Annotated in this window: 18 protein-coding genes, 1 tRNA gene and 1 pseudogene; 12 read left to right on the forward strand and 8 right to left on the reverse strand. The window is 55.1% G+C overall.

Going from position 1 to position 25808, the window contains the following annotated elements; all coding sequences use genetic code 11:
* The first annotated feature begins 63 nt into the window (after positions 1 to 63).
* The 3 genes and pseudogenes from H8E27_06885 (at position 64) to H8E27_06895 (ending at position 3149) form a co-directional block, all read left to right on the forward strand.
* On the forward strand, positions 64 to 1479 hold the full coding sequence (locus tag H8E27_06885) for a PQQ-dependent sugar dehydrogenase (protein MBC8325335.1): 1416 nt from the start codon (positions 64 to 66) through the stop codon (positions 1477 to 1479).
* Positions 1480 to 1487: 8 nt separating this feature from the next.
* Positions 1488 to 2273, forward strand: coding sequence for a ThuA domain-containing protein (locus H8E27_06890; GenBank protein ID MBC8325336.1), 786 nt, complete (start codon positions 1488 to 1490; stop codon positions 2271 to 2273).
* Positions 2274 to 2429: 156 nt separating this feature from the next.
* Positions 2430 to 3149: pseudogene (locus H8E27_06895) on the forward strand (MFS transporter).
* Between the two features lie 1365 nt (positions 3150 to 4514).
* Here H8E27_06895 and H8E27_06900 read toward each other — a convergent pair.
* Positions 4515 to 8159 (reverse strand): DNA polymerase III subunit alpha, encoded by a 3645-nt coding sequence (locus tag H8E27_06900; protein ID MBC8325337.1) that lies wholly within the window; start codon positions 8157 to 8159, stop codon positions 4515 to 4517.
* Positions 8160 to 8308: 149 nt separating this feature from the next.
* Here H8E27_06900 and H8E27_06905 point away from each other — a divergent pair, with 149 nt between their 5' ends.
* Positions 8309 to 9973 (forward strand): hypothetical protein, encoded by a 1665-nt coding sequence (locus tag H8E27_06905; GenBank protein MBC8325338.1) that lies wholly within the window; start codon positions 8309 to 8311, stop codon positions 9971 to 9973.
* A gap of 21 nt (positions 9974 to 9994) precedes the next feature.
* On the opposite strand, the gene H8E27_06910 is transcribed toward H8E27_06905, so the two are convergent.
* Positions 9995 to 10303, reverse strand: a complete 309-nt coding sequence (locus H8E27_06910) for a DUF971 domain-containing protein (GenBank protein ID MBC8325339.1) — start codon at positions 10301 to 10303, stop codon at positions 9995 to 9997.
* 113 nt (positions 10304 to 10416) lie between these two features.
* Between H8E27_06910 and H8E27_06915 the strand changes: the two genes are divergently transcribed.
* From H8E27_06915 to H8E27_06935, 5 genes are read left to right on the forward strand one after another with little or no spacing between them, the layout of a single operon-like run.
* Positions 10417 to 11376 (forward strand): zinc ABC transporter substrate-binding protein, encoded by a 960-nt coding sequence (locus H8E27_06915; GenBank protein ID MBC8325340.1) that lies wholly within the window; start codon positions 10417 to 10419, stop codon positions 11374 to 11376.
* 31 nt (positions 11377 to 11407) lie between these two features.
* Positions 11408 to 12628 carry a carbohydrate porin gene (locus H8E27_06920; protein ID MBC8325341.1) on the forward strand — a complete coding sequence of 407 codons (1221 nt, stop codon included), beginning with the start codon at positions 11408 to 11410 and terminating at the stop codon, positions 12626 to 12628.
* Entirely contained in the window at positions 12628 to 13410 is a 783-nt protein-coding gene (locus H8E27_06925; GenBank protein MBC8325342.1) for a metal ABC transporter ATP-binding protein, read from the forward strand. Before H8E27_06920 ends, H8E27_06925 begins: the two co-directional genes overlap by 1 nt.
* Entirely contained in the window at positions 13410 to 14867 is a 1458-nt protein-coding gene (locus H8E27_06930; GenBank protein MBC8325343.1) for a metal ABC transporter permease, read from the forward strand. Before H8E27_06925 ends, H8E27_06930 begins: the two co-directional genes overlap by 1 nt.
* Complete coding sequence (locus H8E27_06935) at positions 14864 to 15907, forward strand: metal ABC transporter permease (protein ID MBC8325344.1); 1044 nt, start codon at positions 14864 to 14866, stop codon at positions 15905 to 15907. The genes H8E27_06930 and H8E27_06935 overlap by 4 nt, the downstream gene beginning before the upstream one ends.
* 3 nt (positions 15908 to 15910) lie before the next feature.
* Here H8E27_06935 and H8E27_06940 read toward each other — a convergent pair whose 3' ends face one another.
* Complete coding sequence (locus H8E27_06940; GenBank protein ID MBC8325345.1) at positions 15911 to 16315, reverse strand: PIN domain-containing protein; 405 nt, start codon at positions 16313 to 16315, stop codon at positions 15911 to 15913.
* A gap of 6 nt (positions 16316 to 16321) precedes the next feature.
* Positions 16322 to 16564 carry a hypothetical protein gene (locus tag H8E27_06945; GenBank protein MBC8325346.1) on the reverse strand — a complete coding sequence of 81 codons (243 nt, stop codon included), beginning with the start codon at positions 16562 to 16564 and terminating at the stop codon, positions 16322 to 16324.
* 173 nt (positions 16565 to 16737) lie between these two features.
* Between H8E27_06945 and H8E27_06950 the strand changes: the two genes are divergently transcribed.
* A tRNA-Ile gene (locus H8E27_06950) sits at positions 16738 to 16814 on the forward strand.
* A gap of 133 nt (positions 16815 to 16947) precedes the next feature.
* On the forward strand, positions 16948 to 20112 hold the full coding sequence (locus tag H8E27_06955) for a hypothetical protein (GenBank protein MBC8325347.1): 3165 nt from the start codon (positions 16948 to 16950) through the stop codon (positions 20110 to 20112).
* Here the strand turns inward: H8E27_06955 and H8E27_06960 are convergent.
* The 3 genes from H8E27_06960 to H8E27_06970 form a co-directional block, all read right to left on the reverse strand.
* Positions 20098 to 20328, reverse strand: coding sequence for a hypothetical protein (locus H8E27_06960; protein MBC8325348.1), 231 nt, complete (start codon positions 20326 to 20328; stop codon positions 20098 to 20100). The genes H8E27_06955 and H8E27_06960 overlap by 15 nt on opposite strands.
* Positions 20329 to 20510: 182 nt before the next feature.
* A complete protein-coding gene (locus H8E27_06965) occupies positions 20511 to 21524 on the reverse strand; it encodes a hypothetical protein (GenBank protein MBC8325349.1) in 1014 nt (337 codons plus the stop codon).
* Positions 21525 to 21610: 86 nt separating this feature from the next.
* The gene (locus H8E27_06970) at positions 21611 to 22738 is read right to left on the reverse strand and encodes a hypothetical protein (GenBank protein ID MBC8325350.1); all 1128 of its coding nucleotides are present in this window, start codon (positions 22736 to 22738) and stop codon (positions 21611 to 21613) included.
* A gap of 296 nt (positions 22739 to 23034) precedes the next feature.
* Between H8E27_06970 and H8E27_06975 the strand changes: the two genes are divergently transcribed.
* Positions 23035 to 24495, forward strand: a complete 1461-nt coding sequence (locus tag H8E27_06975) for a hypothetical protein (GenBank protein MBC8325351.1) — start codon at positions 23035 to 23037, stop codon at positions 24493 to 24495.
* 3 nt (positions 24496 to 24498) lie between these two features.
* Here H8E27_06975 and H8E27_06980 read toward each other — a convergent pair whose 3' ends face one another.
* On the reverse strand, positions 24499 to 25704 hold the full coding sequence (locus tag H8E27_06980; GenBank protein ID MBC8325352.1) for a PQQ-binding-like beta-propeller repeat protein: 1206 nt from the start codon (positions 25702 to 25704) through the stop codon (positions 24499 to 24501).
* Positions 25705 to 25808: the final 104 nt, after the last annotated feature.

A 25808-nucleotide genomic window follows, 5' to 3' on the forward strand; every position in this document is an offset into this window, starting at 1 on the left:
AAACCAACTCAATTCATTTTTGCGACCCTCGTATTGGCCTGCGGAGCTTTGGCCGCTCGTCCAATGATCAAGCCCGCTGGTTATCAGGTGGATACCATCAGCATTCCAAAAGAGATTACGCTTGGGGTGGGCGGCATGGCGTTTTTGGACAAAACCACGATGTTGATTTGCACTCGTGAAGGGGAGGTGTGGAAATATAACACCGACAATGGTAAATGGGATTTGTACGCCGATGGATTACACGAAAGCCTCGGGTTATGGATCGATCATAAAAAAAATGAAGTCTACGTCATGCAACGCCCCGAGCTGACCCGTCTCGTGGATACCAATCAGGATGGTAAAGCGGATCTTTATGAAACGGTGAGTGCCGGTTGGGGGCTCACGGATAATTATCACGAGTACAGCTTTGGCCCGGTGCGCGATTCGAAAGGAAACTTCTATGGCACGTTGAACACCTCCCTCAGTTGGCCGGGCTGGGCGGGTAGTGATAAATGGGATAAAGCGCGTGTGCACGATTCAAAGATGGGGCGTGCTGCCAAATACCGGGGTTGGTCTTTTCAAGTCACGCCACAGGGCAAGTTCGTCCCGTTTTCGATGGGCATGCGTTCGCCGGCCGGCATCGTCATCAATCAGGCCGATGAGATTTTCTACACGGACAATCAGGGAGACTGGAACGAAACCTCCTCACTTCATCATGTGGTGAAAGGCCGTTTCCACGGACATCCGTCCTCGTACTTTGATCACCCGAAATACATCGGCAAGAATCTCAACGAAATTTCGATCGAGGACTATCGCAAAATGCGCTCGCGCCCGGCGGTGTTCATCCCGCACGGAGAATTGGCCAATTCCCCTGGCGAGCCGGTGTTAGATTACACGGGCGGCAAGTTTGGTCCGTTTGCCGGGCAAATGATCCTCGGCGATCAAACCCGTTCCAACCTGATGCGGATTCATGTCGAGAAAGTGGACGGCGAATATCAGGGCATGGTGGTGAACTTTATTTCGCCGATGCAAACCGGTTGCATCCGCGGGGTGTTCGGGCCGGATGGCAGTTTCTGGGTCGGTCAAACCGGCCGCGGCTGGGGTTCGGTGGGAGGCAAACAGTTCGGCCTCGAGCGCGTGCGCTGGGACGGCAGCACTCAGCCGATGGCAATTCATCACATCAGCCTTACTAAAACCGGCTTTGACGTGCACTTCACCCTGCCCGTTGATGCTGAGGCCGGTGTGGATGTCACGAATTACGACATCCTCGAGTACGAATACCAGTACCGTCCGCAATACGGTTCGCCGAAGAGTAAGCAGAAAAAAATGAAGCCAACGGCAGTGAAACTCTCCAAGGATCGACGCATCGCACACCTCACACTTCCGCTCGTCGCAGAGAAGGTATATCAGTTTAACCTCAATATAAACCTGCGCTCCAACGCGGGCGCAGAAATTGCCAACCGCGTGGCGTGGTATACTGCCAACCGCCTCCATAAATGAAATCCAAAATGAAACTTATTCGGATCTTTTTCCTGTGTGCTGTCACCGGCACGTTCACCACCCAGGCTGTGGAGCCGCTGAAGGCACTGCTGATCACCGGCGGGTGCTGTCACGATTACGCGAAGCAAAAGCTCATCATCAGCCAAGGCATCAGCAAGCGCGCAAACGTGGACTGGACAATTTTGCACGAGGGTGGCGCGGGGCGTACGCATCGGATTTCCATTTATCAAAAGAAAAACTGGATTAAGGATTTCGACGTGGTGGTGCACAACGAATGTTTCGGCGCGATTGGCGACAAGGCGTTTGTGGAATCACTGGCCACCGCCCATCGGGATTCCGGTGTGCCGGCGGTGTTGCTGCATTGCACGATGCACAGCTACCGTGCGGCGGATAAGTTGACTGACGAATGGCGTAAACTATTGGGCGTAACCACCGTGCGGCATCAACAGCACGTGGCGGTGGAGATCAAAAACCTGCAGCCCAAGCATCCGATCATGCAGGGGTTTGGCAACAGCTGGAAGACGCCCGCGGGCGAGCTGTACGAAATCATCAAAGTATGGCCGCACACCACTGTGCTCGGCCAAGCCCACGGCGTGCGCACCAAGAAAGATCATCCGTGCATTTGGATAAACCAATACGGCAAAGCGCGCGTCTTCGGCACCACCATCGGTCATCACAACGAAACGATGGAAACCGAAGCCTACCTCGGATATATCACTCGCGGTCTTTTGTGGTCGTGCGACAAGCTCGACAAAAACGGCCAACCGGCCAAAGGCTACGGTCCGCAGAAGTAGTTTTTGCGATTGACTTTAGGGCCAAAATGTCATAAGGCCAACCGTTCAAGGAGGTTAACCGCGTTCCCTGTTTTTAACGAGGGTCTTCCTGTGTAATCCAAGGACACTATTATGAGTGAAGAAAAAAATCGTATGCGTTTATTGTGGGCCGGTTTTATGGCTATTTTAGCAGCCGGCGTGGGCTTCGCCATTCGTGGCGGTATTTTTGGAACTTGGGGTAGCGAGTATGGCTTCTCCGGTGCGGAACTTGGCGCGATTGGTGGCGCGGGTTTTACTGGCTTTTGCTTTGGAATCATCATTGGTGGATTTCTGGTGGATAAACTGGGCTATGGCAAGTTGGTTGCCGCGGCGTTTGTCTTGCATGTGTTATCAGCCTTCGTGACCTTTATGCCCGATGCCGAAATGGGTGGGGCTACGGTTTACAAATTCCTTTTCTGGGGAATGTTCATTTTTGCAATGGCGAATGGTGTGCTCGAAGCAGTTGCCAATCCATTAGTCGCCAGACTCTTCCCAGAAAAGCGCACGCATTATTTGAATATTCTGCACGCGAGTTGGCCGGCTGGGCTGGTCGTTGGTGCTATGTGTGGTTTGGTTTTGGGCGACAAACTAGGTTGGGGCTGGAAAGAGCAACTGGCGTTGTACCTGATCCCAACAGTGATATACGGCTGGATGTTCTTTGGTCAAAAATTCCCGAAATCGGAGGCATCGGAAAAGGGGCTAGGGTTGGGCGAAATGTTCCGAGACGTGGGTGTGCTGGGTGCGCTCGTGGTGGCGTACTTGTTGGTGCTGTTCTTTAGCACCAACCTCGGAATGGACAAGGCCAGCGCCTGGATGCTCGGTGTGTTGCTGGTTGTGGTGGCGGGTGTTATGACACGTAGGCAGACGGAGATTCCCGTACAGTCTTGGCTGCTGCTGATGATGTGCGCTCTACTCGCCATCTTTGCGCAGATTGCCTTTAATCTGCCGCATCTGGGCACGCTCATTATTGCCGCCGCGTTGATGGTGGGGATGGGCGTTACAATGCGCTGGGCAATGGGTGCGGTCCTACTATTCGTGCTATTCATTACACACGCCTTGGTGGGTGCGGTGGAACTGGGTACGGATCAATGGATTCAAAATATTACTGGGAACATTCTTTCGAGCGAGCAGGGCAGAATTCTATTTGTATTTACCTCGATGATGATGTTTGGCCTGCGCTTTTGTGCGGGTTGGATAGAGGAAAAACTAGGGCTCTCGCCAATCGGAATTCTTTTTGTCTGTGCCGTGTTCGCTTGTCTGGGTCTAAACCTTGCCAGTGGGATTGAAACGTTTGCGGGCGCGTTTGTCGCATTGGCAATTTATGGCATCGGCAAAACTTTCTTCTGGCCCACAATGCTGGCCGTGGCTTCGGATCGCTATCCGCGCACGGGTGCCATTGCCATCAGCATTATGGGCGGGATAGGCATGCTGTCCGCGGGCTTGATAGGCTCTCCCGGATTGGGGTACGCAAAAGACCGGTTTGCCGGCGAGGCGCTCAAGGCGGAAAGCGAGGCGGTGTATGCTGAATACCAAAACGAGAGCACCTCAAAATTCCTTTTCTTCAGCGGGGCACAGGGATTGGATGCTAAAAAAATGGGGGGAGTGCAGGACAAATTAAATTCCGCTCGAAAGATTCTTCCCAAAGGTGGGTATGAAGAAGAAAAGAAGCGGCTCGAAACTGAGCAAAAAGAAAACGAGGCTATACTGGAAGAATTAAAAACGGCCGGTGAAACTCTGGGAAAAACAAGTATCACAATCGGAGAAAAACTGGGTGATACTAAGGAATGGGATACCGGTTACGATGCACTGCGCGAGGAAGCAGCTGATCACAAAAAGGCCTTGGAAGATAATGCCAAGGACACCGAAGCAGCCCAAATGGCAGTGGATGGTGCTAAGAAAGGACTGACTGGCTTGGATGCCCTCAAGGCCACGCTCGTAAAAGCTGAGGTATTCAAGGAAGAAGGAAACCCAAACAAAAACGCCGCATTGGCAGCATTAACGCCTGACGAACGAATGGCTCATCGTGCAAGCATTGCGGGAGACCGGAAGACGCTCGTTGCAGATTCATTCATCCCTGCAGTGATGGCGGTGATTTATCTGCTGATGATGCTCTACTTTAAATCCATCGGCGGTTACAAACCGGTGGCGATTGATCGTAAGGTAGAGGAGTAAGCGTTTTCAAAAAATTACTCAAGGCGGCCCTAGGAATGGGGCCGCCTTTTTTTATTGGCTGTCGTTGTTGCCGTTGTTCTTTTTGGCGTAGCGGCGGCGTTGGGGCTCGGGGAGGGTGGGGTCTACTTTGGGGTAGTAGGTGGCTTCGCCGAATCGTTCGTTGGCGTCGGCGGCGAGGGCGAGGCCGGGGGCGACGTTGAAGCATTCGTCGGCTTCCACAAAAACCGATGCGCCGCCGGGTTGGCGGAGGCAAAGGAACAGCGGGATTTTTCCGGGATGGGCTTCGGCCAGTTCGCGCACGCCATCCATCGCGTCGGGCCGGAGGGCTTCGGTTTTGAGTCGAAGATGGACTTGCAGGGTAAACTTGCGCGGCGCGTCGTCGAGCGGAAACACGTCCACGGGAAAAATCTTGGGCACGTCCTCGCTGTTGTTCACTTCGCCGATGACCATCAGCGGTTTGTTGAGTTCGAATTGTTCGTTAAATATTTCGTAGTTGTCGCCCACGCACAGCACCGTGACTTGGCCGGTCATATCCTCCACGGTGGCAGTGCAATACGGTTTGTCGGTTTTTTTTGAAATGGCCCGTTTGACAATTGAGACTAAGCCGCCCACGCGGGAGATGGTGCGGTCGGGCAATTCCGAAAGGTCGGTGACTTGATGGGTGGCGTAATGTTTGAGCGTGCCGAGGTGCGGGTTGAGCGGGTGCCCGCTCACATAAAAGCCGAGCAATTCCTTTTCGTAGGCGAGCCGTTCGGCATCGTCCCATTCGGGCAGATTTTTCAATGCGGCGGGAATTTCGTCGTCATCTGATTTGCCGGCATCGAGCATTCCGAACAGTGTTTCCTGTCCACGCGCGCGATCGGCGGCGGCGCTGGCGGCGCGGGAAAGCGTGCGCTCGATTTGCGCGCACAGGCTGGCGCGACTTTGGCCAAAGCTATCGCACGCACCGGCTTTGATGAGGGCATCGAGGACTTTGCGGTTAACCGCTCGAAGATCCACACGATTGCAAACATCACTGAGAGAAGTAAAGGGCTCACCTCCACCGCGCGCAGTGAGCATCGCATCCACCGCGGCCTCGCCCACGCCCTTGATGGCGGCGAGGCCGTAGCGAATGACTTTGCCGTCACGCGCAGGGGCGAAGTTTGTGCGGCTTTCATTCAGATCCGGCGGCAATACATCAAGCCCCATCGCCTTGGCCTCGGTGATGAGGACGGTGAGCTTGGCGGTGTCGCCCATATCATTGGTGCATACGGCGGATAGAAATTCAACGGGGTAATGCGTTTTCAACCACGCGGTTTGGTAGGCGACGATTGCGTAGGCCGCGGCGTGCGATTTGTTGAAGCCGTAGCCGGCAAATTTTTCCAGCAAATCAAAAACTTTATTCGCCTGCGCGGGCTTGATGTTGTTGGTTTCCTTGCAGCCTTTGACGAACGTCTCGCGTTGTTTGGCCATTTCGGAAACTTTCTTTTTGCCCATCGCGCGTCGCAGCAAATCCGCGCCGCCGAGCGTGTAGCCGGCGAGCAACTGCGTGGCTTGCATCACTTGCTCCTGATAAATCAGAATGCCATACGTCTCCTCGGAAATTTGCTGGAGCAGTGGATGTTCGTAGCGGATTTCTACATCGCCGTGGCGGCGTTTAATAAAGTCGGGAATGAGATCCATCGGTCCCGGCCGGTAGAGCGCCACGAGCGCGGTGATGTGTTCCACGGAACCGAGCTGAAATTTTCGGCACAAATCGCGCATCCCGCCCGATTCCAATTGGAACACGCCCACCGTGCGGCCTTCGTTTAGCAAATCATAAGTGGCCTGGTCGTCCAGCGGGATCGCGTCGATGTCAATTTCGATACCCTGTGTTTCCTTCACCAAGCGACAGGCGTTGCGAATGACGGTGAGCGTTTTGAGGCCCAGAAAATCCATCTTCAACAATCCCAAATCGCCCACCGGCCCCATCGGGTATTGGGTGACTACCGCACCATCGGCATCGGTTTTGAGCGGCAGCACGTTGACCAACGGCTCCGCACCGATGACCACGCCGGCGGCATGAACGGAGGCGTTGCGTGTGAGATCTTCGAGCACAAAGGCGGTGTCGATGAGTTCGCGCGTGATCTCTTCGGAATCGTAGGCCAACTTCAAATCGGGTGATTGTTTGAGCGCGCGCTCAAGGGTGATCTTCAGTTCATCGGGCACCATTTTTGCGAGCCGATCGCACTCGCCGTAGCTCAATCCCATCACGCGGCCCACATCGCGAATCACGGACTTGGAGCCCATTGTGCCAAAGGTAATGATTTGCGCCACGCAATCGCGCCCGTATTTTTCGCGCACGTATTCGATGAGGAACGGGCGGCGATCATCGGGAATATCGATGTCGATGTCGGGCGGGTTGACGCGTTCGGGGTTGAGAAATCGTTCGAACAGCAGCCCGTAACGCAGCGGATCGACGTTGGAAATTTCTAATAGATAGGTCACCAGCGAACCCGCCGCCGAGCCGCGCGCAATACAGGCAATGCCATTGCTGCGCCCGTGCCGAATGAAATCGCCCACGATTAAAAAGTAACTCGTGAAGCCCATCTGCTCGATGACGCCGAGCTCCACTTGAATGCGGTCGATCACTTTCGCCAACGCCGCGGTCACGGCGGGGTCGTTTACGTCGGCGGGATTAGTGCCTTCGGCGGCTTCAAAATTGGGCAGTCGCGTGGCGTCTTCAATGGAGTGGCAAACAAACTCTTCGCCCTTCGCCTCGCATCGCACGCTGTAGCGATGTTGCATTGCCTCGGCCACTTGATGGCGGAGATAGCCTTCGCGCGTGTACAGGTTCGGCGGTTCAAAAACCGGATAGTGCAATTCGCCCAGTTCGATTTCCACGTTGCATTGCTCGGCCACGGCGAGGGTGTTGCGTACCGCTTCGGGCACTTCGCTGAAGAGCGCGGCCATCTCGTCGGCGTCGCGCAGGTAGAATTGCTCCGGTACGTAATGCATCCGGTTGGGATCGTTAAGGTGCGTTTGCGTGCCGATGCAGATGAGTGCGTCGTGCGCGTCCGAGTGTTCGCGCTCAATATAGTGAACGTCATTCGTGGCCACGAGGTTGAGGTCAAACTCCTTTGCCCACGGGATGAGCTGGGCATTCACTTTGGCTTGCTCGTTAATGCCGTGGTTTTGAAGCTCGAGAAAGAAACGCTCTTTGCCGAAGGTTTGCTTAAACCAATCAATGCTCGCACGGGCTTTGTCGGCATCATCACGCATGATGGACTGCGGAATCTCGCTTGCCAGACAGCCGCTGAAGGCGATGAGCCCTTCATTGTTCGCCTCGAGGATTTCTTTATCAATGCGCGGTTTGTAATAAAAACCCTCAAGATGCGCGGCAGTGGTAAGGCGCACAAGATTTTTGTAGCCTTTTTCATTTTCGGCAAGCAGGAGCAAATGGTTGTAGCCATCTTTACTGCCTCGGCTGTTTGCTTTTTTATCAAATCGACTGCCCGGCGCGATGTAGACTTCGCAGCCAATGATCGGCTTCACGCCGGCGGCGCGCGACTTTTCATAAAAATCCACGGCCCCGTGCATCACCCCGTGATCGGTAATCGCCAGCGCCGGAAACTCCAACTCCGCCGCGCGGGCCACCAATTTATCCAGACGGCACGCTCCATCGAGCATCGAAAACTCGCTATGCACGTGTAGATGAACAAATTCGGCGTGGGGCACAAGCACAGTTTAGCCACGCCCCTCCGCACCACGCAAGCCGAGGATATTGGGCATCGGTTGACAACCCAAAAATCGAATGCAAAGCTTGCCTTTCCGCGTAAAACAAACCAATCTTTCCGCATCCCGCCTGATTTGTTTCAGGCCTGTGAATGAGTGTTGAACCCAAAAACGAACTGTCTCTCGACCTGCAATTCTTGCCCGACTGGGCGCAGGAAGATACGGCCGTGAACAAATACGCCAACCACAAGGGCGAACAAGAACGCCCGCGCGGACGCAAAGGAAGCAGCCGAAAAGGTGGCTGGGAGGATCGTCGCCCCCCGCGCGGTGATCGCAAACCGGGAGGTGATCATAGGGGCGGTGGAGGCAACAAAGGCGGTCCGCGCGGTGAACAGCGGGGTGCGCCGCAGAATCAGCGCGGCCCACGTCCACAACGCGACTCACGCCCGCAGCGCGGCGGCAAATCCCAACGCCCCGAGGTACAGCAGCTCGACATCAAAGTTGATTTTGTGCCCGACACGCAAGGTGTTGAATCCATCGCCAAGGAAATCCGCCTCACCGGCCGCGCTTATCCGCTATTTCAAATCGCGCTGCTCGTGCTTGAACGCCCCGCGCGGTATTCGCTGAAGCTTCGTGCGCTCCGTAAATCCGGAAAATCAGGGCAAGGCAATGAATCCGGCCCACGCCTTTTCACCAGCAAAATGGATGACACCGTGTGGCTCAATCGCGGCCAAGCCGAGCGGCACACTTTCGAAAAACATTTCGACCATTTTTACGCCACCGAGAAAAACGAGATTGATGCCCCCAAAGGCAACTTTACGTTTGTGGCCCAATGCGGTTTTACCGACACGTATCTCGGCCCGCCCAATCATCACGATTATCAAAACAAGCTCGTCCAGTTCCACGCTGATAATCTGGCGCGCGTGCCCTTCGAGAAATTTAAATCGCGCATTCGAATCATCAAAGAAGAGGAAGCGGTGAACGCGTGGATCGAGCAATCTAAATGGCGCACCACGTGGAAATCACTGCAAACCGATGAGCCCGTCATCTTCGCGCGGCGCGATGAAGTGCAGGCCCATTTCCGTGCACATCATGCCGAATCAATTGTGGATGAAGCGGATACCGCAACAGTCACCGGCAACGCAGCCAAGGCCATGCGTGAGCCCCATTTGTTGGCTGATTATTTGCGCGATCAATGGCACCGGCAAAAGCATTTTCCAATGCAACTCTCCACGCACCTCAGCAAAATGTTTGCCGGAATGGGGCTGCAGTTTTTTAAGAAAGACAAAAAGGTCACGCACGTTTCCGTGGCGCGCCCGAATTATTTGGACGTCGCCGCCACGCCCGTGAGCGATGGGGTGCGCCGCATCGTGGAATTTGTCGAGATCACCCCCAATTGCACGCGCCGATTGATTCTTGAAAACCTCGCTGGTCTCGAACACGTGGAGCCCAAGGAAGGCGAAGCGCCACCGCCCGCGCCCGAACAAACCGAAGAACAAAAGCAACTCATCTCCGATTTACACTGGCTCATCCACCAAGGCCACGTCCTCGAATTTGCCAACGGCCTAATCGAAACTGCCAAAAAGCCCCGCCCGAAAGAGGAGAAGAAGGAGAAGAAGGAGAAGAAATCAAAGGACGGGCAGTCGAATATTGAGAAAGCGGATCCGGTAGAGGTTGCTTCTGTTGAAGAAGCATCCAAAGCTGAAGCTGAAGTTGAAGTGACTGAGGAAGTGCCAGAGGCACCAACGCCAGAGGCACCAACGCCGGAAGCTGCGACTGGCGAAGATTCAGTTTCAGAAAAAACAACGAACGAATAATCCAATCCCAAAATAGGTGGATTATTGGGAATGCTTCTCCCCAATGGCTCGCAGATACTCGTGCGCGAAAAGCCCTGTTCCGTGGCCGTCCTTCCAAAAAATTTGCACCGCGTAACCGCCCACCGGTTGCAGATGCTTGATTTGAAATGAGGATTCGGTGAACGCCATTTTCGGCCCCTTCGCCACGTTGCCCATCACGTCCGTTTCCCCTGCGCACGAGGCGCACGGGCACGCTCGTCGCAGCGCTTCCAGCGCCACAAAATGCTCTGCGCCATCGTCCCATTTCAGCGCCAATTCCCCGCCCACCGGCTGTAAATCCACCAATCGCATGCGGCTTATTAGCAAATAATCCCCTAAAAAACAGGTAAAAATAAAAAACATTGCCACGCCAAACTTTTTTCCTTGCACCAAACTTCCTCCTTCGGCAGATTCCCCGCATGAATATGACCCAATACCTCACCAAACTTGTCTCGCGCCGATTTACTTTGGCTGCGGGAATTTCTCTGTTGGCCCTCATTGTCACCGGTTGCGGCGGCAAAACCGAAACAACCCCGGATGCCGGAAATGCCACCGGTGGTAAACTCAAAGTTACCACTACGGTGAATATGGTGAGCGATCTCGTGCGCGAAGTGGGCGGCGAACACGTGGAAGTCAGCGAGCTGATGGGGCCGGGGGTGGATCCGCATCTCTTCAAGGCCAGCGCCGGCGATGTCGACAAGCTGATGAATGCTGATGTGGTTTTTTATGTCGGCCTGTTGCTCGAAGGAAAAATTCAGGACACGTTGGACAAAGTGGAAAGCGCTTACGCGGTGACCAGTAAGATCGACACCAAACGATTGGAAAAACCCGAGGAATTCGAGGGCCACTTTGATCCACATATTTGGTTTGATGTCACCTTGTGGGTGGACACCGTGGACGTCGTGGTGGAAGGGTTGAGCAAAGCCGACTCCGCTCACGCCGCGGATTACAAAAAGAACGGCGAAGCCACCAAAGCCAAAATGAACGCGCTGCACGAATGGTCGTTGGCCAAAGTGAAAGAGCTTCCCGAAGCCAAGCGCATTCTCATTACCAGTCACGATGCTTATAATTATTTTGGACGTGCATATGGCTTCAAAGTGGTTGGCCTGCAGGGCATTTCCACCGTGAATGAAGCGAGCCTTGCGGATGTGGCTAAGATGGTGGACTTCATCAAAGAAAATAAAGTGAAGGCGGTTTTCGTGGAAAGCAGTGTGTCGCCCGCGACCATCAAACGTATCAGTGAAGATTCCGGCGCCGTGATTGGTGGCGAGCTTTTCTCCGACGCGATGGGCGAGCACGGCAAAATGGAACACGGCAACGACGTGGGCACTTACGAAGGGATGATCAAGCACAACCTCAGCACCATCGTCAACGCGCTCAAGTAGCGCCATTGTCCACCTCAATTTAATTCACCGCATGAAAAAAATAATTACCAGCATAGTCTGCCTGTGCGGCGCGTTCGCGCTGCCGGCACAAGATAGCGTTTGGGATCGCGAGCAACTCAGCGGCGACTGGGGCGGCAAACGCAGCGCGTGGGCGGCGGCAGGCTACGAGTTTTCCCTCAGCTACGATGTGGAGGTCTTCCGCAATGCCTCCGGCGGCACAAGCAAGGGCACGGTCATCGATGGCCTTGGCTACGGCGCATTGGATATTGACCTCGAAAAAGCCGCCGGCTGGAGCAGTGCGGATTTCCGCATCAGCACGCTCTGGACCCACGGCGCAAGCGCCACAGGCAAACACGTGGGCGATGAACTCACCGTCAGCAATATGGACGCCTACGATGGCCTGCGCTTGCACGAGGTGTGGGTCGATAAATCCTTCGGCAACCATTCAATCCGCTTCGGCAATCTGTTGGCGGACGAAGAATTTGCCGTCACCGAATTTGGCGGCGTATTTATTAACGCCGCCTTCGGCCAGCCGGCCTTTTGGGCGGCCAACACACTGAACACCGGCCCCGCTTTCAACGTGGCGGCGCTGGGCGTGCGTTACCGTATTGATTTCTCCGAAACGTGCTACGCACAGGCGGGCATTTACGATGGCGACAGCTTCGACAGTGCCGACGGTGATGCCACCATCAACCAACACGGCCTCCATTTCGAGCTCGGCAACGGGCAGGGGTGGACCAGCCTTTACGAGATTGGCTACAACGGGTTTGCGGTGGACGACGGCACGGGACTACCCAGCGCGTACCGACTGGGCGCATGGCATCACAGCACGTCTTTTTCCAAACACGACAGTACCAATGGCGAGGGCAACTGGGGGCTATACGGTGCGACCGACAAACTTCTTTGGCGCGAAGAAGGCGATCAGGGGCTTGGCAGCTTTCTGCGCTTTGGCACTGGCCAGCGCGATCGCAGTCGCTTCCATTGGGTGTTCGACACCGGCCTGAGCTACACCGGCTTGTTGCCCGGACGCGATGAGGATGTGGCCGGCCTCGGTTTTGTTTATGCCAAACACTCTGGGGCTATCACCGATGCCGTGAAGTCGCACGAAGCGGTGATTGAGGCGACGTATCGCATCCAGCTCGCCCCCGCGGTTTATTTGCAACCCGATATTCAGTGGATCAATCGGCCGAGCGGTGATACAACCACCAGTGACGCGCTGGTGTTTGGCTTGCGCGCCGGATTCACTTTTTAATGAGCACCCACGGGATAAACGGGAACGAGCCGCCGCCCCTTGAATTTCACGACCTCACTGTCGCCTATCACAAACGGCCGGTGCTATGGGGCATTGATCTTGAGATTCCCAAAGGCCAACTCGTCGGCATCATCGGCCCCAATGGCGCGGGCAAATCCACGCTCATCAAAGCCGCAATGGGTTTGCTGCCGCTCAATAGTGGTTGGGTGAAAGTCTTTGGCGAGCCCATCAAAAAAAATCTCAAGCGCGTCGGCTACGTGCCCCAACGCGAATCGGTTGATTGGGATTTTCCCGTCAGCGTGATGGACGTTGTCCTAATGGGCCGTTACGGCCACCTTGGTCTGATGCGCCGCCCATCAAAAAAGGATCGCGACATTGCGCGCGATTGTTTGGAGAAAGTCAAATTGCTGCCCTACGCGAATCGGCAGATTTCCAATCTTTCCGGCGGCCAACAGCAACGTGTTTTCCTCGCGCGCGCTCTCGCGCAGGAGAGCGATATTTATTTTATGGACGAACCCTTCGCGGGCGTGGACGCCGCCACCGAGACGGCCATCGTCGCCATCCTTCACGAACTGAAAGAGCGCGGCAAAACACTGCTCGTCGTCCATCACGACCTCCCCACCGCCAAAGAATATTTCGACAGCCTTCTGCTCCTCAATATGCGCGTCATCGCCTATGGCCCCACGGAGGAAGTGTTCAAGTATGATCTGCTGCAAAGCACATACGGCGGTCGGCTCACCATTCTCAGCGAAGTGGCCGAGGCCGTGCGGGAGAAATCCTGATGCGCCACTTGCCTTTCATTGCGGGGTTATGCCTGCTCGCCGTCGCGATGCCCGCGTGGGCCGATCGCATTGGCGACCTTTCCGAAACCACCGTGCTCGAACAGGCCAAACGGTTTTTTAGCTTTCGCGATCCTTCTGTGCGCTATGCGCTCATCGGCTCAATTTTGTTGGGCATCAGTTGCGGGTTAATGGGCGGCTTTATTGTGGTGCGGAAATTGGCGCTGTTTGGAGATACTCTTTCGCACGCGGTGTTGCCCGGCGTGGCGCTGGGTTTTTTATGGGATATGGACAAAGATCCAATCGCCATTTTCATTGGTGCAACGCTCGCCGGATTGCTCGGTGGCGCGATGGTCTCACTCATTCGGCAAACCACGCGGCTCAAAGAAGACACCGCGCTGGGCATTGTGCTCGCCTCGTTTTTTGCCGTGGGCATTTGCCTGCTCACGCGCATCCAAAAAATGCCCGGCAACAAAGGCGGGCTCGATGAATTTCTCTTTGGCTCCGCGGCCTCCATCGGTCAGTCGGATATTATTTTGATGGCCGTTGTTACTGGATTGGCTGTGCTGCTTGTTGGGGTTTTTTACAAAGAACTGTTGATCACCAGTTTCGATGCCGCCTTCGCGCGTGCGGCGGGGTTTCCTGTCAACATCATCAACTACGCGCTCACGTTGCTGCTCGCCTTTAGCGTCGTAGTGGCTTTGCGTGCGGTGGGCGTGGTGCTCGTGAGCGCAATGCTGATCACGCCCGCAGCCGCTGCGTATTTGCTCACTGACCGAATGCATCGACTGCTCGGCTTGGCCGCGTTGTTCGGCGTGATAGCCGGCGCGATGGGCGCGTTCATTTCTTTTCTCGCCAACAACATTCCCACCGGCCCCTTGATGGTGATGGCGGCAACGTTCGTGTTTGTGCTCGCCTTCTTTTTTGGGCCGCGCCACGGCGTACTGATGCGTTGGTGGCGGCAGAAATCCCGCTCCGCCCGCGTCCAACGCGAGAACACGTTGAAAGCAGTTTATCACGTGCTCGAGGCGCGGGAGTTTGATGGCGAAGGCGTGTCCCTGCGCGAACTCGCCGAGCGCCGCCGCGAAACCCTCGATGAAGCCCGCGCCCAATCCGACGCTCTCCGCCAACACCAAATGGCCACGCTGCACGATGACGGCGACGCCATCCACCTCACGCCCGATGGCTGGCAGCGCGCTTGCGAGATTGTTCGCAACCATCGTCTTTGGGAACTCTACCTCACCAACGAAGCCCACATCGCGCCCGATCACGTGCACGAAGACGCTGAAATCATCGAGCACGTGCTCGGTGAAGAAACTGTGCGCCAACTTGAGCGCACTTTAAATCACGCCACCCGCGATCCGCACGGCCGATCCATCCCCGGCCTTGCCGACCTCGCCAGTGGGAACACCCTGTTCGGCCCACCCGAAACCCTCACCGGTTACGCTCCACGCCTATGAACGAACTGCTCCCCGCATTTGAATGGCAGCAGCACGTGATCGCCCCGTGGACCAACGGCCTCAAGTCCACCCTGTGGATTGTGCTGATGGGCTTCTTCGTCGCCACCGCGTGCGGGTTGCTTGGAAACTATCTCATCCTGCGCCGAATGGCGCTCGTCGGCGATGCCATCAGCCACAGCGTACTTGCCGGCATCGGCGTCGCCGTGGTGCTTGCTCTACAACTGGACACACCCACCCTTTTTATCGCCGCCCTTGCCGCCGGTTTGGTCACCACCCTCATCATCGAAATCATCCATCGCTACACCCGCGTGAAACAAGACGCCGCCATCGGCATCGCCTTCACCAGCCTCTTCGCCCTCGGCGTGATTTTGATCAGTATGAAATCCGGCAAAGTGCATATCGATACCGAGTGCGTGCTGTACGGTGAAGTCGCCCTCGTGCCGTTGGAAAAATTTACGTTAACCCTCGCCCCCGCGCTCGCCGGCGCTGTCGGCAAACTTCCGATGTCCGAAGTGTACCTGCGCGGCAATGATCTGGTGATGGCGCCCGACGTCATCCGAATGGGCTTCGTCGCCCTCGCCGTGGCATTGCTCGTGTGGGTTTTTTACAAAGAACTCCTCGTCAGTTCCTTCGACCCCGCGCTCGCCTTCTCCCTCGGCATCAACGCCACCGTCGTTCATTATGCCCTGATGGCGCTGCTCTCCGTAGTTGTCGTCAGCGCCTTTGAATCCGTGGGCGCCATCCTCGTCGTGGCCATGCTCATCCTCCCCGGCGCCACCGCCCATTTGCTCTCCGCTCGTTTACCCGTCATCCTCGCCCTCACTATCCTCCACGCCGCCCTCGGCACGCTACTGGGATTTCACCTTGCCACCTGGTTAAACTGCTCCATCGCCGGCGCCTTCGTCGTTGCCGGAATGGCTCTCTTCCTCCTCGCCTGGCTCCTTAGCCCCCACGACGGACTCCTCGCCCAATGGCACCGCCGCCGCAACGTAAAGCTCGAACCGCCCGAAGAAATTACTACAGAAAAAACCGCGCCTTAACGCTCATCCCTTGAGCTTCACCCGTTCAAACTCAAAGCCACCCACCTTTGACAATTTAGTAAAATCCCCATCCAAACTCACCAACGTCGCCCCGTGCGCCATCGCAATCGTCGCAATCAACAAATCCATCGCCGACGGATGAAAATTTTTCGCCCGGCATTTTTGCCCTAACCGAACGGCATCCTGCCAAAGGGAAGGGGGAGTTGGGAACACCGGCGTGGTGTCAAGATATTCAGTCAGTTGCCCCTGCCGATGTTTGGGCGCGCCCCGCGTCACTTCAAAAAGAACCGGCTCGCAGAGGCACGCTTGCGGATGATTCACGATACGCCGAAGCACCTCACAATCCGCCGACGCCTTTGGCGTGCGGACAATCGAAATCCAGATCGATGAATCAATCAAACGGCTCATCACAAATTATTTGAACCAGCGCGCCCGCTTCGCATCATCCTTTCGCCGATCAACCGGCTCGAGATCGACAGACCATTCGCCGGAAAGAAATTTATCCGTGACCTCCTTCCGCCGCCGAAGCTGCCAAGCCTCCGTCGCCGCCTTGGCCAGCGCCGTTCCTTTCCGTTTTTCACCGGTAAACCGCATTAAATCCTGCAGCACGACATCATCAATTTCCACCGTCACTCTCATAAACACAACGTCGCTCAATATGCAAAAAAAGTCAATAAAATCCTCAAACAAAAAACAAAAACGAGGATTGGCATCTAAGTTGTGAATGATCGAATCAGCGAAGGAACTGGATCGCGGAGTGCGCGATTTGGGAATTCGATTGGCTTTTGCCCATCCCTGCGCCAAATTCCCCCCTTTGCCCAAAGGCAATCGGGCCCGTAGCTCAATCGGTTAGAGCAGCGCACTCATAATGCGTTGGTTGCAGGTTCAAGTCCTGCCGGGCCCACCATTTTTAACTTTGTTTTTGAGTGGATTCTTGGGCTAACGATTTTGCTAACAGTTGGCGTTTTCGTTTTCCACCGGGTTAACACATAGTTTGCACTGGGTTCTGTGTAGTAGCGGCCGGTGGTGGATTAGTCCATATGGCCAAGCAAATGTTACGCGGCGAGGTGACGGACTACCAGAACAGGGACGGCTACCGCACGGGCGACATTGTCAAGGTGATCCAGTTCGACAAGGGCGAGAGTATTGTTGACCCGAAAGAGATTGGCGTGCCAGAGCATCCATCCTACCGACTGGCCGTGAAGGGCCGTTCGGTGAGTAACGTAAAGGGGCGACTGAGTGCCTTTCAAGTTTTCCGTGATGCATTCAGTGCGATGGGCAAGGAGAAGCCGGGAAGAGGTGTCAGCTCCAAGGGTAAGGTAGGGGAGAACGCATTCCGCTCAATGCAAATGCGTTCACTTACCGATCCGATCTTCCATCAAAAGGTGGGCGGCAAATCTCTTGCCGTTAAGTCATACGACAAGCCACTGGCCTTCAACGCCAAGAGCGGCCCGGAACGTGCCGAACTGGCGCGGCGTTCAGAGATTAATCAGGAGCTTGGGGCGAGGTATATGCCGGACCCTGAGTACCCCCATCAAATTGACGCATTTTTTGACGGCAAGAAACTCGGTGGGGATATCCCGAAACTTGGGAAGCCGTCCCCAGCCTTATTGGCCGCAGGTATACCCAACCTTCCGATCCATATTACGGAAACCGTTCTTCGCAAGTCATCACGCGGCAAGGATGCAGAACACCGACTGACGCGCCAGCAGGTTCAAGAGCTTCCGTTTACAATCAACGACCCGATTCTGGTTTATAGGCACACACCCAAGGGCCACAACATAATTACAGAACAAACCGTGAACGGTAAAAACGTGCTGGTCGGCATTTCCGTGAAGGAAGTTACTGGCTCCATGCAAGTTAGTCGAATTGACACTGCGTTTGGTAAAAGGATTGAAGGGGTACTGGCCGCAATAGACGCAGGTCGGGCAACACTTTGGAACGAAAAGAAAACCGCAGCTTGGCTTTCATCCAACCGGGTACCAATTACCCAAAGGGTACTCACCAAACTGCGATCCTCAGGCATACCTACCACGGAATCTGTATCCCGTCAAGGTGGGGAAGCCCGCTTCATGCCCGCCATCGGCGGTCAAGACGCCTTGGGTATGTTCAGCGCAGTTGAGCGTTCGGTTAATAATCTGAAGCAGGAGACAGGCAGCTCCTCGCAGATGCTGGCAATGATCAGGAAGGCTGGCGTGAAGCAGGAGGAACTCGACGCCCTCGGTCTGGACGAATTCCTGTCAGGAAACCGCAAGGTCAGCAAGAACGAGATCATTGATCACCTTGTCGAGAATCAGATTACAGTGGAGGAGACGGTGTTGGGGGAGAAAGCTCCATATTACGAGACTGGGATAACTGAAACCAAGCACGGCGAATACGTCGAACCCGGCGCAGTCGAGGGCAGTTACCGGGAGGTGTTGCTGCGGTTGCCGAGGGGCGATGCTCGGTTGCATAGCGGTGTGGTTCGAGGCGATGACTTGAGCCTGGATGGAATGCTCACTGATATGTCGATAGAGGGCATGGAGGCACTTGATTATGGTCGGTATGGGGATGTTGTGGAGTTCCTCAATTTTTCGGATCGTGATTTAGCGAAAATCAGAGACACTGCCAGTCATCATGGGGTTACGTTGGAGGTGTCTGATTCACGCGGAAATAAAGAAGCCTACACCGGCGGCCACTACGGCGAACACCCGAACGTCCTTGCCCATATCCGGTTCAACGAACGCACCGGCCCGAACGGTGAGCGGGTGCTGTTCATCGAGGAGATTCAGAGTGACTGGCATCAGGAGGGGCGGAAGAAGGGGTATGCTGTAACGGAAAGGGGGGTAGATTCAGCAGTCGATGCAGTGGATACGACAGGATTCACCGCTAAAGAGGATACGCAATACGGCGAACCATACTGGCGGGTATTGGATGGCAGTGGTGAACATTATTATTTCACGCCGAAAGACGGCTCACCAACCCCGGCAGACGCTATTCGTAATTCTGTGAGGCACAAAATAAAGACGGAGTTAAGCGGGGGTGAAGGCGTCCCTGACGCCCCGTTCAAGACCAGTTGGCACGAGTTGGCGATGAAGCGGATGATCAGCTACGCCGCCAAGAACGGGTACGATGCCATTGCCTGGACGAAAGGGGACACGCAGTTTCAGCGGTACGGTTCTTCAGAGATTGCGTGGGTGAAGGATGGCGATGGCTGGAAGGTTTCGGCCAGCGAACAGCAAGGCGGCGAGGCGGGGGGCGTGGACATTGAAGGCGCGGCCCGCGCACAGGGACTGCTCAAGGAGGGCGGGTTCAGCGTTACCGAAAAGAACGAGTTGCGGACCATTGTAGAGAACACCTTGATGGATCGAGAGCGAGGCCAGTGGTCTGCGGAGAATTTCACTAAGCAGGTTGATAAGCTGACGGACCGGGTCTGGGAGCGGATGCAAACCGAGGATGCTGGAACCAGTTTGCCTCGCAAGGAAGGGATGGAAGGCTTTTATGACCAGCGAATGGTCAACATGAAGACGTGGAAAAAGCTGGGCCTGAAGGTGGAGGAGGGTTCGTTTGCCCACAGCCAAGACGCTGGGGCGGGCTACCGCATAGGCCCGGAGGGCGTTATGCAGCCGGGAGAAAAGCAGCCTAGGCTTCCCGCCCACTTCGTCCACCTCGCCTCAGACGTAAAGGGGAAAGTGCTGGACGGCGGGGTGGCTCGGTTTATGCCGGCGCGATTCAATAACCCTCATCTGCCCATGAAGGCGAATGATGTTGTGAATCCGTTTGCCGTTAAACCTATTGGTTCCCTTACTTTAGGCGAAACTCGTAAATTGTTGGAATTAATCAAGGATTTTACTGAAGACATTAGGAGTGTGAAGCTGAATAAAGAAGAAGCGGGTGTAGCTGCTGTAACAAAACAGGAGCGCCATGAGGCGTACATTAGAAAATCTGCCCTAGAAGGAATTAATGATTTCATAAAATATCAAGCAGGAAGCCGCAAGGCCGGTGCCGTTCATATTTTGATTGATCACTTTAGTGGGTCCAGGGGGAGGATTTCGGCGAAAGAATTACTCACAATGGGCGAAGTAATCCGAACTGGTGAAATCAGGAATCGGGCCAAGAATAAAACCCAATACACTCTTCACAAGGGAGGAATCAGATTCAGAGTGATAACCGGAAAAAACAAAAGCGGGGAGCGATTGATTAGCTTTTACTCAGACAGAAAATAAAGTGCCCGGCTGTGAGTCATAATGCTCCCCATTTAACGCTAATGGACCGGACGCCAGAAAATACCATGCTGACACATGGTTCGCAACAACTAAAAATGAAAGGGTGGTTTCAACATGTTGCAAAGATTCATCTTCGCCAGCGACTTGCATGGCGATCAGCAGGATAAGGCGGCGGTGAAGGCGTTGCACACCGCAACGGAATCCTTCAAGCCGCATCTACGCATCTTCGGGGGTGACTTAATTGATGCCCGTCCTTTGCGGAATGGGTGCGGGCCGGAAGAGCGAGCCGAATCCATGTGCGATGACTGGCGGAAGGGGCGCTGTAAAGAGAACGAGCGGGGAAATTATTGCGGTCTTCGCCACTTTCCAGTTCAAATCTTGCCGAGTTCGCTTTGTTTTTAATTTCCTTCTTCCCGCAGCTGGCGTTGGGCGAGGTAGGTTTGGAGGAAGCGGTCGGGGGGGGCTTCGGTTTGGGCTGTTTGCCAGAGGTCGGCTAGGGTTTGGGCGGCGATTTTTAGTTGGGCTTCGAGGAAGGCTTTGCCGGTGGCGGGGGTTTCAGCAGATAGCTTTTTCTCTTTGTTGAGTTGGTAAAGAGGTTCCATTTTTTTGTGTTGGGCGAGGATGTAATTGAGGGCGTATTGGAAGTGGCCGCTGGCGAGTGGGTTTTTCTCGGGGCGCTTGATGAGGGCGGCGGGGCGCAGTTGTTGGGCAAGTGCATCGCGGTTGGGGGCTTGGGTGGCTTTGAAGAAGCCGCCGTCAATCCACGCGTGGAAGCGTTTGCTGGTGGTGTAGCCTTCGGGGTTGGGGCCGACCCAGCCGTTGAAGTGTTTGGTGGTGTGGAGGGGTTGGGCGGCGTCACCGACGTAATGGCTGAGGATGCCCATCCGGTAAATGACGTTGGCGCGGGCGTTGGCTTTTTCTGCTTCGGTTCCCATTTTTTCAAATACTTTGAGATAGGAAAATGCGCTGACGAGTTTGAGGTAATTTTCGTTGATAGCCCAGGGGAGAAAGCCGGGGTGGCCTTTGGTGTGGTCGGCGTTGGCTTCGGGAAGTTCGAGCTTGAGGCGGGCGCGGGCGTTGGCCATTTGCTCGACGTAGCGGTAGCGGAAATGGCTGAGGTCGGCGGGTTTGATTTGATAGGGCGCGAGGTCTTCAAGATCGAAATAATGGTCAAGGCCGTTGAGGTGGCGCAGGGCGCGGTCGCGGTTGTTGCGCCACCGATCGGGTTCGCCGCTGAGGAAGAGGATGCGCTCGCGGTTGGCGGGCGTGCGGACGAAGGCGGGAAAATCTTTGGAGAGCGTGGTGAGCGCGAGGTCGTTGATGAGCCGATGGCGCTCGTAATCCCAAGCGTGGGCGGTGAGGGTAAATAAGAGCGCGGCGGCGGCCGTGAACATACTGCAATGGTGCTTCATACGCCGACGTTGAAGGCGGATTGGGCTCTGCGCAATCGAAAGCTGTTCACGGAGGGAAACGTATGGAGCGTTGGCGGTTCAAAAAATCACGGTAACTTCACAATTTCTAAATTCAACTGTCCGTTGGCTTCACGCAGGAGGATGGCTTGTTGTTTGCCATAGGCATCTACTTGCACTGCTCCGTGCAGGGCTTCAATGATTTCTACGCCTTGCGGATCCTTGGCGATGGTCTTGTTGCGGCGGGTGGCGGCCTTGTTGGTTTTTTCCCCGCTGGCGGTGATGAGCTTCATATCAATGCGCGCGGCCCAGTATTTACTGGGGGTGTATTCGAATAGTTTGTGGAACCGCATCGAATGGGTGACGAGCCATTGCTTGCCGCTGCTATGGTAGGTAAACATATCGAGCGGACGATTGCCGGAACCGAGTTCGAGTACGCTGGTTCCTTTCACTTGGGCGCCATCTTTGAGGCGGGTGAGCGGAAATTTTGCGATGGGCGTACAGGCGAATGAACCGACGAGGTAAGGATTGCCGGCTTCCTGCGTGAGGATGAAACTTTGGATGGGTGCTTTGGTTTCCCAACGACCGTGCGCCACATGATAAGTATCGGTGCTATAAATATCGGCGGTGCTTGCGTGAACCATGGGGGTTGGGATGGAGAAAATTTTACTGCGAAAGGCATCGTTACTTTGACCGGCGGCCAAAACGCGATTGCCCGCTAGGCCAATGGCGCTGATGCGCGAGATGCTGAGTTTATCGGCAAGCTTCACCCGCACCCAATTGAGCTTGGCAGTGTCCAACGCAGCGAGTTTGCCCGTGGCATCAATCGTTAGAATCGTGCTGATGCCGTCACGCCGCCGGACACTAATGTAAACGGTGCCCGTTTCCGGGTTGGATTTCAGATCATTGATCGTTACTTTGTCAGCGGTGGTGCCGAGGGCACCGGCCACTTTGGCGGCGAGATTAGCGATTGGTTTGACGGAGGCAAATGCACCGGTATGGCGAGTGTCGATGGCGACGAGTGAACCGCCACTTTCGGCAACAATCAACAGCCCGAATTGGCCGGCAAACAAATTGCCTGCGCCGTTGAGTTTGAGCCCGCCGTTTTGTGGGTTTTCTAAGAATGCAGCAGAAGCATTGGGCGGGCCAGCAGAACCTTCGGCAAATAGGTTGAAGGCGAGAGTAAGGGCAGTGAGGGAGGCAAGAATGCTTTTCATGGGCGAAATCGTACCAGCAGGAACGTGGCTGGCAATGCTGAAATCTGTTTTTTTGGTTTGAAATTGTGGTTGGAAAAAAACCAGGTATTTCGACTTCGAAAGCCCATTTTCAAATCTCAAATTCTGATTGTTGTTACCGTAAGGGGAGCTTCATTTAACATCACAAACACAAGGCTTTCCGGGTGTTGTTACCGGATTTTTGGTGTGGTTTAAAAAAATTGGATGGGCACTTTCACCTTGCGTGGTGGTGGTTGAGTGGTAGGTTGCCAAGTGTCTCACGGATGAGGCCGATTACCATGAAGCGCCAATATAAAGCACTCTTAATTTTGTTGCCCTTTCTTGTGGTGGGCGGTTTTCAACTGTGGCGTGCTACTCAACCTGCGCCGGCCTTGATTTTGGAGGAGACGGCGGCTCGGCCGATTGGCTCCTTGCCGGAACAAAAAATTGCCAAGCGGTTTCGCCACGTGAAGCTGCATCCCGATGCGCTTCAGGAGGTGCGTGAAGGGGGCAAAATAATCGAACTGGAATTATTTCCCGGCGAGACCGTTCGGATCCGCTTGGAGGCTTCCGAGTATACCAGCGGGAATAGCACGGAAGTAATGGGCGAAGTGGTTGGCGTGCCGCGCAGTTTAGCTGTCTTTGTCACTGTGGGCGATGCATTGGCGGGGACGGTGGAACTGCCCGATGGCCGGCAGTTTTTGGTTAACTATGCCGGCAAGAACGAGCATTCAGTGGTAGAGCTGGATCCGTTGGCGATGCAAACGCCGCATGCGTTGCAGGAACATTTTGCCGCCAAGCCGGTGGAGATCGCTCCCGATGCGGATGCGGCAATCATGCCCGCGTTGCAGTGGGGGGTGACTAATCGGGTGAACGGATTTTCTGCGTTCACACATGTGCTCACCCGCACCAACCCGTGGCCTACTCAAGTATTGCAGGGAGTGGTGAACTGGGGGCCGCCAATTATTAGCATCATGATTCTCTACACGCCCGAGGCCAAAAAGCAGAGCACCGGCCTGTTGGGAATTGAAACGCGCGCGCGGTTGAGTGTGGCGCAAGTGAATGCAGCATTTCGACGTAGCGGCATTACGGCTAAGCTAGTAATCGCGCACATCGGCCCAGTGAATTATCGCACCTCTGGCAATTTGGTGACTGATCTCAAGGCGCTTACTTATGGAACCACTTTGGATTTGTATAACGTGCATGTGATGCGGCAGCAATATCGGGCGGATCTTGTTTCGCTGTTTGTGGGTGCGAGTCCGGGCGAGTTGTTTCACGGAACCGGCTGGATGATCACCAGCTTCAACCCCGCGCCAAGTTACGGGATGACGGTGGTGGAAGGAGTGTACGCGCCCACCTCGGTTTTTGCACATGAAATCGGCCATAACCTCGGTTGCCAACATGCCACCAACGACATCGGCAGCTGGGTCAAGGGCGCCTTCACTAATTCCAACGGCATGCGATTTAACGTCACGGTTAACGGCCAGAATTATCCGATGCGGACCATCATGGCCTACGGTGCCGGTCCGCGTTTGGGGTACTATTCCAATCCCAACATCAATGTTTGGGGCTCGCCCACCGGCAACACTAATTCTGCCAACAACGCCTGGACCATTCAGCAAACTGCGCCGATGGTGGGCAATTACCTCACCCAAATAATTCAGGCCAAGAAGTTGACAAACAACGCCCGTTCGCAACAGGCCGTTCCCATTAATCGCGCAACCATCCGCTTCCCCGCTGGTGGATTCAACGGGAATTAGCCGTTATTTCCGCTTTCCAATGCACCACAAATGTTTGTGGGTGCGCAGAAAAAACTGGCCTTCCGATGCCGCCAGCGAGCTGTTCGTCAACGTGCCGTCCACAGAGTTGATGCCGATCAATTCAAACTTCGGCTTGGCGCGGAGGACGATCGTTTCGCCGGATTGATTGGGGATGAAAATTTTATCGCCTGCCAACAGCATTGAGCTCCACGATTCCTGCTTGGGCCCGCGGCCGCGTACACGCTCGGAGAATTTAACTTTGCCGGTTTTTAGTTCGAGGCACTCCATAATCCCATTGGTGTTGAGTACGTACACGTGGCCTTGATGCACCACACCGGAGCCGAGGCGATTGGGAGTGCGTTCGGTGCGCCAAAGAGTTTTTGGGGTCACATCGCCATTGCCTCCGGCACCCACGGCTACGGTCGTGCCAAAGTAACCGCCCATACCCACCACCACACCTTCGGCGGCGATGGGTGAGGAATAAATGCACGGGTTGAGTCCGGCACATTTCCACAGTAGCGCGCCTGTTTGCGGATGGATGCCGGTGAGAAATCCCGGAGGGTTCATGACCAATTCCTCGCGCGTGCCGGTTTTCAAAATGAGTGGCGTGCTGTAGCTGCAAATCCATTGGCGGTTCTTGTTGCCGCGAAATCCATCCGTGCGTCCGGCGATGTTTATGGCGGGGTCATTGAGTTTCCAAATCGTTTTGCCTGTGCGCTTGTCGAGCGCGAGCAGATGCGCCTTGGGATCGGGGCCGCGGTAGATGTAAACAAGATCACCGTGGATGACAGGCGAAGTGGCAGCGCCCCATTCGAAACTGATCTTACCAAGATCACGTTTCCAAATTTTCTTCCCGTTGAGGTCGTAGCAAAACACGCCGGCCGAGCCATATACAGCGATGACGCGTTCGCCGTCGGTGGCTGGTGATTCGCTGCAAAACGGATTAGTGCGGTGAGATTTTTCCGGCGCGGCATATTTCACCGTGCGTCGCCACAACAGCTTGCCATCGAGTCGATAAAAACAAAGCAGGGCGCGTTCCTGAGTTGTTTCTAGTGGCTGAGTGACAAAAATTTTTTCGCCCCAAACGATCGGCGTGCTGTTGCCGCGTCCGGGCAGTGGAATTTTCCAGGCAATATTTTCCGTGGCACTCCATTTTAACGGAAGATTGTTCTCGTGGCTGATGCCAAGGCCGGTTGCCCCGCGCCACATTGGCCAGTTTTCCGCGTGGAGGGTGAACGCGAGGAACGAAAATGCAGCCAAAAAAAATCGCATCCGCGAAGCATAAGTGTTCGTCCATCAGCCGCAAGCCAAAG

Source organism: Limisphaerales bacterium, assembly GCA_014382585.1.
In the GTDB taxonomy this organism is placed as follows: domain Bacteria; phylum Verrucomicrobiota; class Verrucomicrobiia; order Limisphaerales; family UBA1100; genus JACNJL01.